Origin of the sequence: Thalassotalea hakodatensis (genome assembly GCF_030295995.1) — a bacterium.
Classification (GTDB): Bacteria; Pseudomonadota; Gammaproteobacteria; order Enterobacterales; family Alteromonadaceae; genus Thalassotalea_C; species Thalassotalea_C hakodatensis.
Window position 1 is genome coordinate 1406864 of sequence record NZ_AP027365.1, and the last position, 17469, is coordinate 1424332.

Sequence of the window (17469 nt, forward strand, 5' to 3'; positions counted from 1 at the left end):
TCAACTTTTAACTGGAAATTAAAATTAGCACACTATGAAAAAAAGAATTATGTTATCCGCTGCTGCATTACTTTTGACACTAGGCTGTAGTCAAAATCAGTTGGGTAAATCAAACTCAAAACAGTCGGTTAAACCAGAACAGACCGTTGATGTTCTATCCTATGTGGACCCCTTTATTGGTACTGGTGGCCACGGCCATACATTCCCTGGTGCTACAGTACCTTTTGGTATGGTTCAACTTAGCCCTGATAATTTGACGAAAGAAAGATGGGACTGGACTTCTGGTTATCACTACTCTGACGATACTTTGTTAGGTTTCAGTCATACCCATTTATCGGGTACTGGAGTTGGCGATTTATTGGATATTTTGGTGATGCCTTTTGTATCAAACTATCCTGAAAACACTAATAATGACGTTGGTCATCTGTATGCAAAATATAAAAAGGAAGATGAAAAAGCGTCAGCAGGTTATTACTCTGTTTATTTACCGCAAGAAGATATTAAAGCTGAATTAACGGCAACTGCTCGTGTTGGTGTGCACAAATATCAATTTGGTGACGAGGGGAAACCACAAATACTCGTAGACTTAGGATACGCACAAAATTTTGATAAAGCTGTTGATACCTATTTTCGTATTGAAAATAACACCACGTTAGTTGGTTATCGGAAATCAACTGGTTGGGCTAAATTTCAACCTGTGTACTTTGTGATGGAATTTAGTGAAGCGTTTTCAGCTCAGCTATTTAATGAAAAGAAAATGGTATCAGGCGATAGTATTCAAGCAGAAAAAAGTGAAGCTGTACTAAGTTTTGCTCAACTAAAGAATAAAAGCGTCACCGTTAAAGTAGGTATTTCATATGCCAGTATTGAAGGCGCTCGTAAAAATATTGCCATTGAAGTACCGTTTTTTGACTTTGATAAAACTAAGTTAGCAGCAGAGCGCTTATGGCGGGATCAGCTGAATAAAATTCAAGTAAAAGATAATAATGAAATAGAGAAAACAAAGTTCTACACTGCACTCTATCATGCATTCATGGCGCCACATTCATTTAGTGATGCCAATGGTGAATATTACGGCGCTGATGGAAAAACTCATGTTGCTGAGGGGTATAACCGTTATACATTATTTTCTCTATGGGATACTTTTCGTGCGTTACACCCATTATTGACGATCACTAATCCGGAATTAGTAGATGATTTAATAAAATCGATGATGGCCTTTTACGATGAGTCAGGGGTGTTGCCAACTTGGGATCTGATGTCGAATGAAACAGATGTGATGATTGGTTACCATGCGGTTCCCGTAATCGTTGATGCTTACTTAAAGGGCTTAACGACAGTTGATCCTGAAAAATTGTTACAAGCAAGCAAAACATCTGCAATGCAAAATAGGTTTGGTATCGATTTGTTCGACAAATATGGCTATATCCCTTCAGAATTAGAAGTTGAGGCTGTTTCTAAATCTTTAGAATATGCCTACGATGATTGGGCAATTGCCGAATTAGCTAAAGCGATAGGCAAAGAGGATGACTATCAATATTTCACCAAACGAGCACAGTCCTATAAAAACTTGTTTGATAAACGTGTTGGTTTTATGCGTGGCAAAGATCAGTCAGGTCAATGGGTAGAAAACTTTAGCCCTACTCATGTTGATCATCGCACCACTGACTATACCGAAGCTAATGCGTGGCAATATACGTGGTTTGTTCCACATGATATAGATGGACTAAAGAGTTTATTTGGCAGTGAGCAAGCTTTTGTTAACAAATTAGACCAATTGTTTACGGTGAGCTCTGAAATGGAGGGTGATGTTTCACCGGATATTTCAGGACTTATCGGCCAATATGCCCATGGTAATGAGCCGTGCCACCATATTCCTTATTTATACGCTTTTACGGATCAAAAATGGAAAGGTGAAGCTCGAATAAAAGAAATTAGAAAAACAATGTATCGTGCGGATCCAGATGGTTTGGCGGGCAATGATGATGTTGGTCAAATGTCTGCTTGGTATATTTTCAGTTCACTTGGTTTCTACCCTGTAAATCCAGCTGATGGAAAGTATATTTTTGGCACGCCATTATTTGATGAAGTGACACTAACATTAGCCAATGACCAAAAGTTTACAATTAAACAGCTGGGCAGCACAGGTGAAAACTTTGTAGATAATATTGATCTAAATGGACAAAAGCTTAATCGTAACCATATTACACATGATGAACTTAAGCGGTCAGGTCATTTAACGTTTTCATTCCAGTCACGTGAGCGTGATTAAGAGATGAAAGTAGCTAGTGGCGAAGTTTTTTATGCGGGTATAGATGGTGGTGGTACGCATTGTCGAGTGCGTATTGAATCGTCATGTGGTCAATTTCTCGGACAGGGTATCGGAGGCACAGCAAACCCTTCACATGGTCGAGCAACTGTTATTCTTTCGATTATGACAGCGTTTAAGGAAGCGCTAAAGCAAGCCGAACTTTCGGAAGAGCATTATGGACAGTTTGTCGTTGGCGCGGGGTTAGCCGGTTTACATTTACCTCGCTATCTGACGATGATGCAAGATTGGCAGCATCCGTTTAAAGCGATGTATTATACCGATGATTTACATGTCGCTACTATCGGTGCACATGCTGGTGGTGATGGAGCCATGGTTATTGTTGGCACAGGATTTAGCGCACTTTCTTTAGTCAATGGCGTGAAAACAATGATTGGCGGATATGGCTTTCTTCAAGCCGATCATTGCAGTGGTTCTTGGTTAGGTTATCAAGCGGTACAAAAAGCATTGTTATCATATGATGGTTATGCTCAGCCTAGCTTATTATGTGAACTGGTAACACAGCACTTTAATGCCAGTGGCTACCAGCTGGCTGATACATTAGCAGAAGCCGGCGCTAGAGATTTTGGCGCTATAGCCCCACTTGTATTCAATGCAGCTGCAAAAGGGGACGTTGTTGCACAACAACTGATTAAAGACAGTTGTCAGTTTATCGTTCGTACCATTGATTTATTGAAAAACACTAACCCACCAAGAATTACATTATTAGGAGGAGTTGCAAGGCAACTCATTCCTATGTTGCCTGTAACGCTTGCTAAAGAGCTATCCTCGCCAATACACAATGCAGAGCAAGGGGCAATTAGTTTTGCCAAACACATGCAATTAAGAGCCAATTAGTAACTATTAAGGAATAGTAATGTCATCTAAAAGAGAGTTTTTGAAATTTTCATTGGCAGGTGCTGCAACGTTCAGTGCCTCAGGCCTTTTTACTGGGGCATTAGGAAAAAGCCACCCAAGTGAGATCACGGCGCATCATACAGAAAAAAAAACGGTTAATAAGCCGATTGTTGTTTCAACATGGCAACATGGTATCGCAGCAAATAAAGCCGCTTGGCAGGTATTAACTACTGATGGTAAAGCCATTGATGCTGTTGAAAAAGGCGTTAGAGTCCCCGAAGCAGATCCTGAGGTAAGAACCGTTGGTTATGGGGGCTACCCAGATAGAGAAGGGAAAGTAACGCTCGACGCCTGTATTATGGATGAAAATCAAAACTGTGGCTCAGTGGCTTTTTTACAGCATATTAAACATCCGATATCTGTTGCACGTTTAGTAATGGATAAAACGCCACATGTGATGCTTGTGGGAGAGGGAGCATTAAAATTTGCTAAAGAACAGGGATTTAAAGAAGAGAACCTGTTAACTAAAAAATCTGAGCAAGATTGGCGACAATGGTTAGTTAAATCAAAATATGAGCCAGTGATTAATATTGAGAACCACGACACAATTGGTATGTTAGCGCTAGATAAACACGGTGACCTTTCAGGTGCTTGTACTACGAGTGGAGCGGCATTCAAAATGCATGGCAGAGTTGGTGACTCGCCCATTATTGGTGCAGGGCTTTATGTTGACAATGAAGTTGGTGCAGCAACGGCGACGGGGATGGGGGAGCTGATGATAAAAACCGTAGGTTGTCATCTAGTGGTCGAAATGATGCGACAAGGTATGAGTCCAACCCAAGCTTGTCAAGCAGCGGTAGAGCGTATAGCAAAAAAACTAGGGGATTATAAAGACTTTCAAGTGGGCTTTTTAGCATTGAATAAGTCAGGAGAGTATGGCTCTTTTTGTATTCAATCAGGCTTTGATTATGCGGTTACAAGTAACAAAACCAACCAATTATTTAATGCAGCTAGCTTGCTATGAGTATGTCAGGAAAATCATTTTTAAACATAATTAAACACGTTATGTTTTTGATGAGTATTTGTTTTGCTTTTGGTGTTTGTGCTAATGACAAATATATGATTGATTCTCCAGATAAGCGTATTAAATTAACTTTTTCAGTAAAAACAGGTATAGCACAATATCAAGTATCTTATGACAGAGTTGAGTTGATCAAACCTTCAACGTTAGGGTTTAAATTTCAATCACAAGCAAACATGCTAGCAAACTTTGTCGTGGAATCTACTGACGTTAGCGAAGTAAATGCACCATGGAAAAAAGTTTGGGGGCAAACAAGCACAGCAGAAAACCACTATCGACAACTGAAGGTTGTGCTTAGTGAGTCAGGTGAGTTCCCTCGTCGATTACATCTTTATTTTCGTCTTTTTAATGATGGTTTAGGGTTTCGTTATGAATTTCCGGAACAAAAAAACCTAACAACCTTTGCCATAACATCAGAAGAAACCGAATTTGCTTTTACGGATAATTATACGACTTGGTGGACTCCTGGCGATTATGATAGTTATGAGCATTTATACAAAAAAACACCACTATCGCAAATAACGGCGGTGAATACACCCATTACCATGAAAGATAAAAATGATGTTTTCTTAAGTATTCATGAAGCAGCTTTAACTAACTATGCTGGGATGACGTTAATTAAAAAAAACGGGCAAGCATTACGATTAACGAGTGACTTAGTGCCTTGGCCTGACGGTATAAAAGTTAAAGGAAAAGCCCCTTTTAAAACACCATGGCGAACCATTCAAATTGCTAAACGTGCCGCTGATTTAATTGAATCCAACTTAATAGAAAATTTAAATGAGCCGAGCGTTATTACCGACAGTTCTTGGATAAAACCTATGAAATATATCGGTATCTGGTGGGGGATGCACATGAGGAAATATACATGGGAGTCAGGACCAAAGCATGGCGCTACTACTGAAAATACTAAATCCTACATTGATTTTGCTAAGCAGCATGGTATCGGCGGCGTTTTAGTGGAGGGATGGAATCAAGGCTGGGAAACATGGCATACAGGCCACAATGTACAAGACTTTACTACGGCTTATGATGACTTTGACTTAGCTGAGGTTGTTCAATACGGTAGAAAAAATAATATCGCTTTAATTGGTCATCATGAAACAGGTGGCAATATTCCTATGTATGAGCAACAAATGGAAGCTGCTTTTAAACTCTATAATGAGGTAGGTGTTCATGCAATTAAAACAGGCTATGCTGGAAAAATGCACCCTGAAGGTGTTTTTCATCATGGCCAACAGATGGTTAATCATTACCGAAGAGTAGTAGAGCTTGCTGCTAAATACCGCATTATGGTGAATGCACATGAACCGATAAAGCCGACAGGAATACGACGAACTTATCCGAATATGATGACACGTGAAGGAGGACGTGGAATGGAGTGGAATGGCTGGAGTGAAGGGAATTCACCGGAACACACGGTAACATTACCTTTTACTAGGTTACTTGCAGGTCCTATGGACTATACCCCTGGAATTTTTAATATTCAATTTGATCCGCACGGTCAATATCGAGTGCATTCTACTTTGGCTAAACAGCTTGCCATGTTCGTTGTTTTGTATAGTCCAATGCAAATGGCGGCAGACATGATTGAAAACTATCATGAACAACCTGCCTTTAAGTTCATAGAAGAAGCTCCTACTTCATGGGATGAAACAAATGTACTTCAAGGTGAAATTGGTGATTTTATTACGATGGCTCGCCGGTCAGGAGAACAATGGTTTATAGGGAGTATGACAGATGAACATCCTAGGACGGTAAGTGTTTCTTTGGATTTTCTTGAGGAAGATACAAGTTACATTGCGTGGGCATACTCAGACGCTATGACAACAGATTTTCAAGATTCTCCAGCAGATCTAGAAATTAATGAGCTTGTTGTAAACAAGGGGGATCAATTAACAATTGCTATGGCCAGTGGAGGTGGACACGCTTTTTATCTTACCCCTGCTAAAAAAGGAATTGATTTTCAACGTTTAACGGTTACTCAGCATAATGAATTGGCTCGTGAAAAGATGTTAAAATTTGAGCAAGGTAAAAAATATGGTGAGATCACTCAGGTTAAACACCTTGCTATCAATAAAACTATTCGCTTATTGACACAATATGATCAGGGTTATATTGGCGGTGACAATAATGCATTAATTGATGGTGTAAAAGGTGGCTCAGATTATAAAACGTTGTGGCAAGGCTATCGTAAAAAAGATTTATCGGTAGTGATAGATCTGGGGGAACTAACACACGTGTCATCGATTGACATTGGCTTTTTACAAAGTATTCTTCACTCCATTATGCTGCCAACAGAGGTACGCTTTTCGCAATCAGAAGACGGGAATAATTTTACTCTGCTGGGTAAAGAATCCTATGAAACAAAAGCCAATGTCCCTGATTATCAGCAAAAAAAGTTTCAAGTTGCATTTACGCCTAAAAGAATGCGTTACATAAAAGTCACTGCAAAAAATATGTCGACGTTACCACAATGGCATATCCGTCCAGGGCAAGAAGCATTTATATTTGCTGATGAAATTATCGTTAAATAGGTTATCAGATGAACTTTAATACAAAAGTAGCCCATTCATTAATTCGACTTGGTCTTAAGTTGCCAATGCCGCTCATCTAGAGAGTGAGTGCTGAAGATATTTAAAGTTTAGGTACATGCTAAAGAATTAGAGAAAGTATATAAGATTAAGATGATTATGTTTTGATTTTCATTACTTCTATTCAAAGGTGAAAACAGTACAGCTGATCTTGTGAAATATTTTTATCAGGCTTTAATTGGATAGACTCACTTTGAAAGAGAATAATTTTCGGTAAGAGTAGAGCGCATGGAAACAGTTATCAGTATTCATACTGTGTTTATTGTCTCAAATCTTTAATAATACACATCAAGAAGGTAACGACAAACTACATGCATTTGTTGGTAACTTATTGGAAGTAAATAATCTATGTTAAATTCAATAAATATTGGAGCTCGTGACGAAACTCCATCGAACATTTTCTGTATCGGACGTAATTATGTTGCTCATATTGAAGAACTTGGTAATCAAGTACCAGCAGAAATGGTTGTTTTTAATAAACCTAACTCGGCAATATCAACTGAACTTCTTTCGTTCCATGATGAACCACTACATTATGAAGCCGAACTTTGTTTTATTGTTGAAAAAGGAAAGTTTACAGCAGTAGGGGCTGGTATTGATCTTACTAAGCGGCTTTTACAGGCTAAATTAAAGTCTAATGGGTTACCATGGGAGCGCGCAAAAGCGTTTAAAGGTTCTGCCGTTTTCAGTGATTTTGTCCACATTTCTCCTAATGATATCGATGATACTCTGAGACTTGAACTTTCTATTAACGGTAATATTGTTCAACAGGGGGGTGTTCAATTGATGATGTATAAGCCAGTTGACATCTTATCTGAGTTAGCAACTTATACTGTTTTAAATGATGGGGATATTGTCATGACAGGCACCCCTAAAGGTGTAGGTATCATTTCAAAAGGTGCGTTATTTGATGCGAGAGTTTATTCCGAGAATCGATTGCTAGTATCAAAAAATTGGACAGCAAAATAAATCAATTACAGGTTAAGAGGATATATCAACGTGTATCTTTTGATGCCTTTTATCTTGCTGTTTGTGTGATAAAAAATAGGGCATTAGTCATTTTATATAATAGCAACTGAAAAAATAATATTTTTGATGAAATTTTTTCTTTTAAAACGTGTTCTTACATATACCTCACTGAAATTGTTATTAAAATCACATTAATGTGATTAGGGTAAAATGATACACATACGTAAGCAATATAGAACGGCAATTATTATCAGCATGGTGGTGGGGACTATTTTAACGTTAGTGAATCAAAGTGATGTTATTTTTAGTGATCAACCTCTGAACTGGTTTAAAGTGATCATCACCTATATCGTGCCTTTTTGTGTATCGGTGTATTCAAGTTATGCGACTCGTATTGAAACAACGATGAAACGGTAAATTAGCCGTATACTTCTTTTGACCGGAATAAAAATGAACCTTTTAAATAACCTAACAATTAATACACGCCTTTTAATTGGCTTTAGTATCACTTCATTACTTATGCTGGTATTAACGCTGGTCGGTATTTTTAGAGTGAATATGATCAGTCATGATCTTAGTATTATGACCGATGTAAACGTTGTTAAGCAGCGTTATGCCATTAATTTCCGTGGTAGTGTTCATGATCGTGCTATTGCCATCCGTGACTTGATCAATTCTGATACCTCTGAAGAAGCTCAAAAGCATATTAATGACATTAATAAGTTAGCTGAGTTTTATGAAAAATCACATCAAAAAATGCAAACGATGATAAGCTCTGAGATAAGTTTTAGCGATAAAGAGAGTTCTTTATTACAGAAAATTGAGAATATCGAAAATAAAACAGAAAGCTTCATTTTAAAAGTTATAAATATAAAAACCGATAAAATAAGTGGTGATGCTTTATCATTATTGAAAACGAGTGGAAGCCAATTGTTTATAGAGTGGTTGAATACGATCAATGAATTTATTGATTTAGAAGAAGCAAAAAACATTGACACCACAAACGCTATTTTAAAATATGCCTCCATGTTTAAAAATACCATGTTAATGTTGACCTTCAGTGCGCTTTTACTTTCAGTATTAGTCGCCTATTTTATTGCGAGTAGTTTTAAAGCATCTTTAGGAGCTGAGCCAGCTGTTGCTGCCGATTCATTAACAGCAATAGCCAAAGGTAATTTAGTACAAGCGCTTTCCACACCACACAAACATAGTATGTTGGCAACAATGGCAAACATGCAGGAACGTTTGAGAAATACAGTTCTTGAAATTATAAAAGCTTCGTATGATTTGAAAGCTCAATCAACAATAGTGACTAGAGGCTCAAAAAATATAGTGCGTTTGGCGCAGCAGCAGCATGAATTAACCGTTACAACACGTGATAATTTAAATAACATGAAAGTTAAGATAAATGATATTTCAGAAACGGCGGCGAAAAATAAAGTCAATGCTAAGTTAATGGTCGACAGGGCTAATAATGGTATAGGTTCTATGTCGATGAGCGTTGATGCAATGCAAAATGTCGCTAACACTGTAACGCAGGCGGTTGAACAAATAAGTAAACTAGAAGCTTTAACCATTCAAATTGGTGGTATTACTAATGTTATTAATAGTATCTCAGATCAAACTAATTTATTAGCATTGAACGCCGCCATTGAAGCTGCACGTGCGGGTGAGTCAGGGAGAGGTTTCGCAGTTGTTGCTGATGAAGTTAGGCAGTTAGCATTTCGAACGGGTGAAGCAACTAATGAAATTCAATCCACTATTGAGCAAGTACAAAAAGAAACGTCGACTGTTGTTTCTGTCATGCAAAACACACTTCCAAAAGTTCAGGATGGCCAAACAAAAACGCATAATGCCATGAGTTTACTTGAGGACATTGAACAAAGTGCGAATAGTTCGTTTAAAAATGCATCTGAAGTGTCGAACACGGCAGGTGAGCAAGTTGATGTTATTGGTACTATTACAGAAATGATGGCAAAAATTGATGATATTAATGAAAAAACTGTTTATTCATTAGATCAGAATAACGAAGCTACCCTTGCTCTAGATAAGTTAGCAAGGGTGTTAAATCAAGAAGTTGGCTTTTTTAAAACGGCTTAGCTTTCGGTTTGCAGCGCATATTAATTTAAATATCTCTAGAAAAAAACAGCGTAGTGATATTGGCTACGATTATTAATGCGCTTTTATCACTTTCGGTCCAGTTCACTTGGCTGCCTACATTTTCACAACAAATGACACCTAAAGGCTTTTCGTCAATTGAGAAAATATAATCGAGCAATGAGAATATATTAAAAGGCTTAAAGTAACTTTCATTAAAGCATTTTGTTACTGAGTTCTCCCTTGCGTGTGAGGCGTCTAATACTTCATTTTTCAGTATATATTTAAAATAACTTGGATAATCAGTCGCTTTTAATATTAAACCATTACTATATTCGTTGTTATGATCTAAACACTGTAGGCATTGGATTTGGGTGTGTTCTTGGTTAAATATCCATAAACTTATGCGATTTGCCTGCGGAATTAGCTGTTTTAGCGCTTGACATATCGTTTGTAACTTTTCTTCGTTGTTAATGGTTGGATCGCTAACTCTAACCGCCAAGTTGTTAATACCTGGGTGTTCATGTTGGGGAGCGTAAATTGTTAATAAGCTATTTAATTTTGTGCGGTTAAAGGGTTTGGTGATATAACCATTCATGCCAATAGCAAGATAATGCTCAATATCTTCTCTCATTGTATTTGCTGTCATTGCGATGATAGGAATACGCGAGCTATATTTGGTTGAACGTATATGCTTGGTTGCTTCAATGCCGTCCATTACTGGCATTTGAATGTCCATAAAAATGAGGTCAACTTTATTTTCTCGACAATAATCTATACATTCTTGGCCGTTTTCTACTACCGTGGCATTAACATTATGCTCAGATAACATTTTTGTTACGATAGTTTGGTTTACGCGATTGTCTTCTGCAATAAGAATATTGGCTTGCTGCAAATTTACCGTTGCATGAGGAGTTTTAGCTATTTCAGATAGACCGCTTACCGTAAATTTTTGCTGGTAGGTAAAAGTGGTGCCTTGTCCTTCTTCACTTGTGAAGTTTAATTTACCTGCCATCATTTCACTTAATTTTACACATATGGAAAGCCCTAGCCCTGTGCCACCATATTTTCGCGAAGTTGAGGCATCAGCTTGGTGAAATGCTTTGAATAAATTTGGTTGAATCTTAGTGTTTATTCCTATGCCGGTATCAATTATTTCAAATTGAATACTTTGATAAGTGTCTGTTGTTTTAAGTACATTTACATTTAATTGTACACTACCTTTGTCAGTGAACTTTAACGCGTTAGCACAAAGATTATTTAAAATTTGAATAACGCGTACAGGATCACCTTTCAATACCTTTGCAGCGTTGTGATCAATGCGTGTTGTAAGCTTAACACCTTTATTTTGTGCGGTTTGGCTCAGCGGCTTTATTATTGATGTGATCACATTAGCTAACTCAAATTCAATGTGTTCTATTTCAAGCTTTCCTGCTTCTATTTTAGAAAAATCGAGCACATCATTTACAATATTTGCCAATATATTTGTAGAGCTCAAAATACTTTTGAGGGCTTGGTCTTTTTCATGGCTACTGGTCTCTGTTAAGCCAAATTCTGCGAGATTTAATATTCCATGGAGTGGCGTTCTCAATTCGTGGGACATATTGGCAAAAAAACGACTTCTTGCAGACAAAGCATTCCTAGCCTGTAACTCAGCTTTTTTAAGCGCTGTAACATCAGTGTGTGTGCCTGTAAACCTTAATGGGTTGCCATGTTCGTCTTTTTCAACCACTTTTCCTCTATCAAGAATATAGCGCCACTCACCATTTGAATGGCGCATACGATGAAGGTTTTCATAGAAGGATGTTTTCCCCTCCATATGAGCAGTAAGATCAGCAAAGCAGCCTTCAATATCATGAGGGTGAACTCTTTCTTGCCAATCAGCTAAGGTTTGCGTTAAATCAGATAATGTCAATCCAAGCATTTCTGCCCATCTATTATCGAATGTAACGCCATTGGTTTTCGGGTTCCAATCCCACATACCAAGCCTTGTACCTTCTAACACCAGCGCTAATCGCTGTTGAGATTTTTTGGTGATTTCGCGTTGTTTTATTAATTCAGTAACATCGGTAAAGAATGAAATGGCATGATCATTTGGTTGAATGATAATTTCTTCGCGCAAAAAGATGATGGGTTGGTTAAGGTATTTGACGCCATAAACAGGTATGTGGATCACATTTTCTTTGTTTTTATCAATAAGTTGTTGTCGCTTTTTTGTTGATTTTTGATCAACGATGAGCGTTGTGATGTTATCAGGTAGATCTTTGCCTGTTAATAGAATCTGCCGAGCATTATCTGAAGCATTGTTAATGATAGTACATTCATCATCATGCCATTTAATGGAAAAAATATGTGATGTTAAACTTAATAGGTTATATGTGTGCTCCACATTAACATCCTTTTGCTTCAAACTCAGTGACAACATGTAAAGTTTAGACAAATTTTGATATTTGTATATTGTTAAACAAAGAAACATATTTGCTAGAGCATGTTGATCTTTGCTTATCCTAGGTTTGAAACTTGCTATTCAATAGACTTTTGGTAATAGTAGAGACAGGTTGGAAGAGGCAATAAGTAATGCACTTTTTATTATTATTTGGTTTGTTTTTTTTCTTTACAGAAGTATCCGCTGAAGAGTTTATTGGTCAGTGGTACATTGCGGACAAAAGTTCATCATTAACCGCTCATACACGTGACGGTGACAACCAGTTACACCTTGATGTTCAGGAAGGTAAAGTAACAGCCGTTAGGCTTTATTTACCTAACTTTGCGCATTTCGGAGAGGTAAACGCTGCCTTTCAATATAGCTCACCTAAATATGGTTTGATCAGAACAACAACATACAAAATTGACGGCGAACAAGTCTTGCTAACCGATGCGTTTGAAATTCATTCCTTTGTAGAAAACCTTAAAGATATTGCTACACATCTTATGTTTCGAGAGCACAATCTAGGCAATTCGTTTAAAAATAGAAAGCTTACGATTTCATACATGGATACCAGTAAAAAGCCTAAATGGCGTCATGCGAAATTTTCAACTATTGAAATTGATGAGGTCTTACAAAAGCTTGGTGTAATCGCGTAACGTATTCTATTGGCCAAAAAGTTGAATTTTCCCTTTAATTATTAAGCTTTTTAGCGTTAATGTGATGAATAGCATGTAAATTTCGTATACCCTAATGCAAATAGTTATTATTACACCTAATGGTTGGGATTTATGGAAAAGTTAATATTATCACTGGTTATCGCTGTGCTTTCACTGACTGTAAACGCAGAATCTGTAATGAGTGTTGAAGCCGTTAAAGGTGAAGTTGCGAGTGTCAGTGAAACATTAACGCTTTCTGGCAGTATAGAATCTAAGCAGCACGCAAGTTTAGCCCCTTTACAAGCGGGGGTTGTTGATAGCATTTTTGTAGAAGCTGGAGATGTCGTTACTAAAGGCCAGCCACTTATGCAGCTTGATAATACACTCGCTGAACTTGAATTGCAGCAAGCGACGGCCGACCATCAATCAGCACAAGCGGAGCAGTCAGAAGCTAAGCGCTTATTGCAAGAAGTTGAAGAGTTATCCAGTAAAAAGGTGGTTGCACAAACAACGATAGGAGAACGTCGCTCTCAATTAACGATAGCCAAAGCACAGGTTTTACGTGCTAAAGCCAGTGTTGAGCAATACAAAGAAACAGTAGAGCGGCATGTATTACGTGCGCCTTTTGCAGGTATTGTTTCAGCACGTCATATTGATATTGGTGAGTGGGTTACTCAACAAACGATTGTGTATACACTCGTTGAGCAACAACAGCTTCGTGTCAAACTTGCAATTCCGCAAGAATATTTATTTCAATTAACTAATCCACAAACTCATAACGTTACCATTATTCCTGACATCATTGGTGCTAACCCCATTTCGGCAACGTTGAGTAAAATAGTACCTGTTGCAAATGAACAAAGTCGAGCAGTTACAGCGTGGGTAGACTTACCACAAGGGCATAATTTAGTGTCGGGCATGTCAGCGAAAGTGAATATTGCATTTTCGGGTGATGCTACCAATAAACACTTAGTGTGGTTGCCTAAATCATCAATAAAAGCTCACCCTGATGGCGGACGTTCAGTATTTATTGTTGATAATGGTACGGCAAAAAATGTCAAAGTAACCGTCACAAAAACCCAAGGAAATAAAGTTGCTGTTGTAGGCATTGATGAAAATCAACGAGTCGTTACAACGGGGGTCGCAATGTTAAAAGCAGGTAGTAAAGTCTCGGTAAAGGGTGAATAGCGATGATTAAACAAGCCGTTAACCGAGGCGTATTAGTTGCTGTAGTTGTCCTTATTTGTAGCATTTTAGGTGTGGTAGGTGCACTTAATATTCCTGTACAAATGATCCCTGATTTAGAAGTTAGAACTATTTCTGTGCAAACGGGCTGGCCAGGCGCAACACCACAAGATGTTGAAAAAGAAATTCTGATCGAGCAAGAACGATATTTACGTGGCTTATCGAACCTCAAGCGAATGGTCTCGTTCGCTGATATGGGTGAAGCGAATATTGAATTAGAGTTTCCGTTTGGTGTTGATGCAAATGATGCACTTATTCGGGTTAACAACGCGTTAAGTCAAGTGCCGGCTTATCCTGAGAATGTTGACCAACCTAGGCTTTATTCGAGCTCATTTTCGGGTAATGCCTTCATGTATTTTACTCTCAAGCCTGTGGCAGGTAACCCATTTGATCTTGATGTTGATATGCTAAGAGATTATGCCGAAGATTTTGTTCGGCCTCGTATGGAAAGCGTGGCAGGTGTTTCTGAGGTTCGCGTAAGTGGTGGTGCTCAGCGCCAAATTCAAATTAAAGTGGACGCAGCTCGCTTAGCACAACGAGGTGTGAGTTTACCTGAGCTAAGAACCGCGATTAGAACACGTAATAAAGATACCTCTGCGGGAGATATAGAAAGTGGTAAAAGTCGTTATTTGTTGCGTGTTATTGGTCGTTTTGAACAATTGAGCGAATTAGAAGAGTTAGTTGTCGCAAGAAAAAACACCACAGATATTCGTTTAAAAGATGTCGCGACGGTCAACTTAGACCATTTTGAAACCCGAAGTGTGTCTTACAAAGATGGAGAACGAACACTCAGGTTGTCTGTAAGGCGTGAAAGTGGCTCAAATGTACTTGCGATTAAAGATGCTATGTTGCCTATTGTTACAGAGATTAATCAACAACTATTAGCGCAAAATGGCCTTGAGTTAACCTTAATGAGTGATGACGTGCGTTACGTTAAAAGCTCGTTAGAAAATGTGTGGATCAATTTAGCGCTTGGCGCGCTGTTAGCAACGCTGGTCATGTATTTATTCTTACGATCAGGTAAAGCAACATTAGTTGGTGTGATGGGGATACCTATTTGTACAGTGGCAGCATTTTTAGCGTTAATGTTGTTCGGCAGAACTATTAATGTTATCTCGCTGGCGGGGGTTGCATTCGCCATTGGTATGACCGTAGATAATACTATTGTCGTGCTTGAGTCTATCATGCAAGCAAAACGACAAGGTGTGAGTAAAGTACAGGCGGCTATTAATGGTGTCACTGAGGTTTGGCCTGCAGTGTTAGCTTCTACTGCTACAACGGTATTGGTTTTTGCGCCTATTTTATTTGTTGAGCAAGAAGCAGGGCAATTATATTCTGATATCGCAATTGCTATTTCAGGCGCTATTATTGCCTCGATGTTTGTTGCTATTTTTGTCGTGCCTGTTGCACTTGCAACCTTAAGTAAGAAAAAAGATTTACAGCATGGAAAACAATTAACACTTTCAAGTAAATGGTTAATGTTAGCGAATCGTTTTACCCAAACGAAAAGGCATGCGCGCATTACTTCTGCGGTATTTATCGTTGTGATTCTAACCAGTGCATTTTTATTGATGCCGGCAGCGGAGTATTTACCCGAGGGTGAAGAACCAAAAGCCTTCTCATCAATGATCGCCCCACCAAGCTATAATTTATCGGAAATGATGGTGATAGGGGAAGAAATAAGAGCCTATTTAGATCCTTTTGTGTTAGATACACACGAAGAAAAGTTTTTAGCGGGTCAGTCTGAAATGCCCCCGCTTGAATATTATTCAATGTCAGTATCTGTGGGTCGAATTTGGCTACTAAGTGCGCCTACAGACGCAGCGTACATTGATCAAATGATGAAAGCGATCACGGATAAATTCAAAAGTTATCCAGATATGCGTGCCTTCTCATCACGGGGGTCTATCATTTCAAGTAATGATGGTGGTACAAGGGCTGTTGCTGTTGATATAGCCGGCAGTGATATTAACGAGCTATATCAAGCTGCAGATGCTGTTTATCAACAGGCAAGTGTCGTGTTTGACAATCCACAGATCAATTCAGATCCAAGTTCGTTAACCTTAGATCAACCATTAATTGAAATAAGCCCAAGATGGCAAAGGCTTTCAGAGTTAGGGATTAACAATAACGATTTTGGCTATGCGATTGCTGCAATGAGCGATGGAGCTTATGTTGATGAGTTTATTTTAGAAGATGATAAAGTCGATATTTTTCTGTTTAGTGGTGAAGGTAACCAGCAAAGCCTTACGCAGCTAGCTAATACACCGATAATTGCCCCTGATGGTGAAGTTCTGCCACTAAAAGCCCTGGCTGATTTAAAAGAAAGCCAAAACAGTAATTCTTTACGTCGTGTTGATGGTAAACGAACGGTAACGGTTTATATTATTCCTCCGCGTAATGTGGCGTTGGAAATCGCAGAGCAAAAAGTACGGCAAGAGTTATTGCCAGCACTATGGCAGCAAGGAGCAATCGCGCAAGGTATTAATGTTAGCATTAGTGGTGCAGCTGATCAGCTTGAAGCAACACAGGCATCTTTAAGTAGCAACTTTATTATTGCGCTTGTCTTGTGTTATTTATTGCTAGTGGCAATATTTACCCACTGGCGTTACCCATTATTTATACTTGCTACAGTACCGCTTGGTATGGCTGGTGGCTTGCTGGGGCTAGTGTTTATTAATGGATTAAATAAAGCATTAGGCTTTGTTGGCCTTAGTTTAATACATCTGCCTTTTGATATGATCACCATGCTTGGTTTTCTTATTTTATTAGGCACGGTAGTTAATAATCCGATATTAATTGTGGATCAAACGCGCCGTTTTGTTATTGAGCAAGGCATGGCGGTTAGACAAGCGGTGATTCAATCGGTTGAAAAACGGCTAAAGCCGATACTTATGTCAACGGCTACTACACTTTTTGGCCTCGCACCTTTAGTGCTTATACCTGGCGAGGGTACAGAGTTATATCGAGGTGTAGGGGTTATTGTATTGAGCGGTATTTTTGTTTCTACGTTTTTAAGTTTGACTTTTTTACCCGCCTTACTCGTTGCAGTATTACATAAAAAATAGTGTCTTTATTAGATATGAGCAAATGGTGAGGATTCCCCCTTTGCTCATATCTCATTTAATTAAAAATAATTTAACCCCTTTTTTATCTGTTTATCGTTTATAAGGTAAGTGAGTAAAAAATATCGTTACTTACTGTGTGATCACACCTCTTTACTAATTAAAAAA

11 protein-coding genes are annotated in these 17469 nt (G+C 38.4%); 10 read left to right on the forward strand and 1 reads right to left on the reverse strand.

Features of this window, described 5'->3' with window-relative positions:
• The first annotated feature begins 34 nt into the window (after positions 1-34).
• From QUE72_RS06170 to QUE72_RS06200, 7 genes are all read left to right on the forward strand, one after another.
• Positions 35-2272, forward strand: coding sequence for a GH92 family glycosyl hydrolase (locus tag QUE72_RS06170; RefSeq protein ID WP_286272230.1), 2238 nt, complete (start codon positions 35-37; stop codon positions 2270-2272).
• Between the two features lie 3 nt (positions 2273-2275).
• The gene (locus QUE72_RS06175) at positions 2276-3166 is read left to right on the forward strand and encodes a BadF/BadG/BcrA/BcrD ATPase family protein (protein WP_286272232.1); all 891 of its coding nucleotides are present in this window, start codon (positions 2276-2278) and stop codon (positions 3164-3166) included.
• A gap of 19 nt (positions 3167-3185) precedes the next feature.
• Complete coding sequence (locus QUE72_RS06180) at positions 3186-4190, forward strand: isoaspartyl peptidase/L-asparaginase family protein (RefSeq protein ID WP_286272233.1); 1005 nt, start codon at positions 3186-3188, stop codon at positions 4188-4190.
• Between the two features lie 50 nt (positions 4191-4240).
• Positions 4241-6784: a glycoside hydrolase family 97 catalytic domain-containing protein gene (locus tag QUE72_RS06185; protein WP_286272234.1), complete on the forward strand. Its 2544-nt coding sequence runs from the start codon at positions 4241-4243 to the stop codon at positions 6782-6784.
• A 405-nt stretch (positions 6785-7189) separates the two neighbouring features.
• A complete protein-coding gene (locus QUE72_RS06190; RefSeq protein WP_286272235.1) occupies positions 7190-7810 on the forward strand; it encodes a fumarylacetoacetate hydrolase family protein in 621 nt (206 codons plus the stop codon).
• 210 nt (positions 7811-8020) lie between these two features.
• Positions 8021-8227, forward strand: a complete 207-nt coding sequence (gene nrtS / locus QUE72_RS06195) for a nitrate/nitrite transporter NrtS (RefSeq protein ID WP_286272236.1) — start codon at positions 8021-8023, stop codon at positions 8225-8227.
• A 33-nt stretch (positions 8228-8260) separates the two neighbouring features.
• A complete protein-coding gene (locus QUE72_RS06200; protein WP_286272237.1) occupies positions 8261-9910 on the forward strand; it encodes a methyl-accepting chemotaxis protein in 1650 nt (549 codons plus the stop codon).
• 25 nt (positions 9911-9935) lie between these two features.
• On the opposite strand, the gene QUE72_RS06205 is transcribed toward QUE72_RS06200, so the two are convergent.
• Complete coding sequence (locus QUE72_RS06205) at positions 9936-12296, reverse strand: response regulator (protein WP_286272238.1); 2361 nt, start codon at positions 12294-12296, stop codon at positions 9936-9938.
• Between the two features lie 188 nt (positions 12297-12484).
• On the opposite strand from QUE72_RS06205, the gene QUE72_RS06210 reads away from it, so the two are divergent.
• The 3 genes from QUE72_RS06210 (at position 12485) to QUE72_RS06220 (ending at position 17304) form a co-directional block, all read left to right on the forward strand.
• Positions 12485-12991, forward strand: coding sequence for a hypothetical protein (locus QUE72_RS06210; protein ID WP_286272239.1), 507 nt, complete (start codon positions 12485-12487; stop codon positions 12989-12991).
• 132 nt (positions 12992-13123) lie between these two features.
• Positions 13124-14179: an efflux RND transporter periplasmic adaptor subunit gene (locus tag QUE72_RS06215; protein WP_286272240.1), complete on the forward strand. Its 1056-nt coding sequence runs from the start codon at positions 13124-13126 to the stop codon at positions 14177-14179.
• Between the two features lie 2 nt (positions 14180-14181).
• Positions 14182-17304, forward strand: a complete 3123-nt coding sequence (locus QUE72_RS06220) for an efflux RND transporter permease subunit (RefSeq protein WP_286272241.1) — start codon at positions 14182-14184, stop codon at positions 17302-17304.
• Positions 17305-17469: the final 165 nt, after the last annotated feature.

What these genes read in the sequence shown, in the direction of transcription:
- QUE72_RS06170 (WP_286272230.1), top strand. Translation starts at nt 35, where the DNA reads ATGAAAAAAAGAATTATGTTATCCGCTGCTGCATTACTTTTGACACTA.
- QUE72_RS06175 (WP_286272232.1), top strand. Translation starts at nt 2,276, where the DNA reads ATGAAAGTAGCTAGTGGCGAAGTTTTTTATGCGGGTATAGATGGTGGT.
- QUE72_RS06180 (WP_286272233.1), top strand. Translation starts at nt 3,186, where the DNA reads ATGTCATCTAAAAGAGAGTTTTTGAAATTTTCATTGGCAGGTGCTGCA.
- QUE72_RS06185 (WP_286272234.1), top strand. Translation starts at nt 4,241, where the DNA reads ATGAGTATTTGTTTTGCTTTTGGTGTTTGTGCTAATGACAAATATATG.
- QUE72_RS06190 (WP_286272235.1), top strand. Translation starts at nt 7,190, where the DNA reads ATGTTAAATTCAATAAATATTGGAGCTCGTGACGAAACTCCATCGAAC.
- nrtS (WP_286272236.1), top strand. Translation starts at nt 8,021, where the DNA reads ATGATACACATACGTAAGCAATATAGAACGGCAATTATTATCAGCATG.
- QUE72_RS06200 (WP_286272237.1), top strand. Translation starts at nt 8,261, where the DNA reads ATGAACCTTTTAAATAACCTAACAATTAATACACGCCTTTTAATTGGC.
- QUE72_RS06210 (WP_286272239.1), top strand. Translation starts at nt 12,485, where the DNA reads ATGCACTTTTTATTATTATTTGGTTTGTTTTTTTTCTTTACAGAAGTA.
- QUE72_RS06215 (WP_286272240.1), top strand. Translation starts at nt 13,124, where the DNA reads ATGGAAAAGTTAATATTATCACTGGTTATCGCTGTGCTTTCACTGACT.
- QUE72_RS06220 (WP_286272241.1), top strand. Translation starts at nt 14,182, where the DNA reads ATGATTAAACAAGCCGTTAACCGAGGCGTATTAGTTGCTGTAGTTGTC.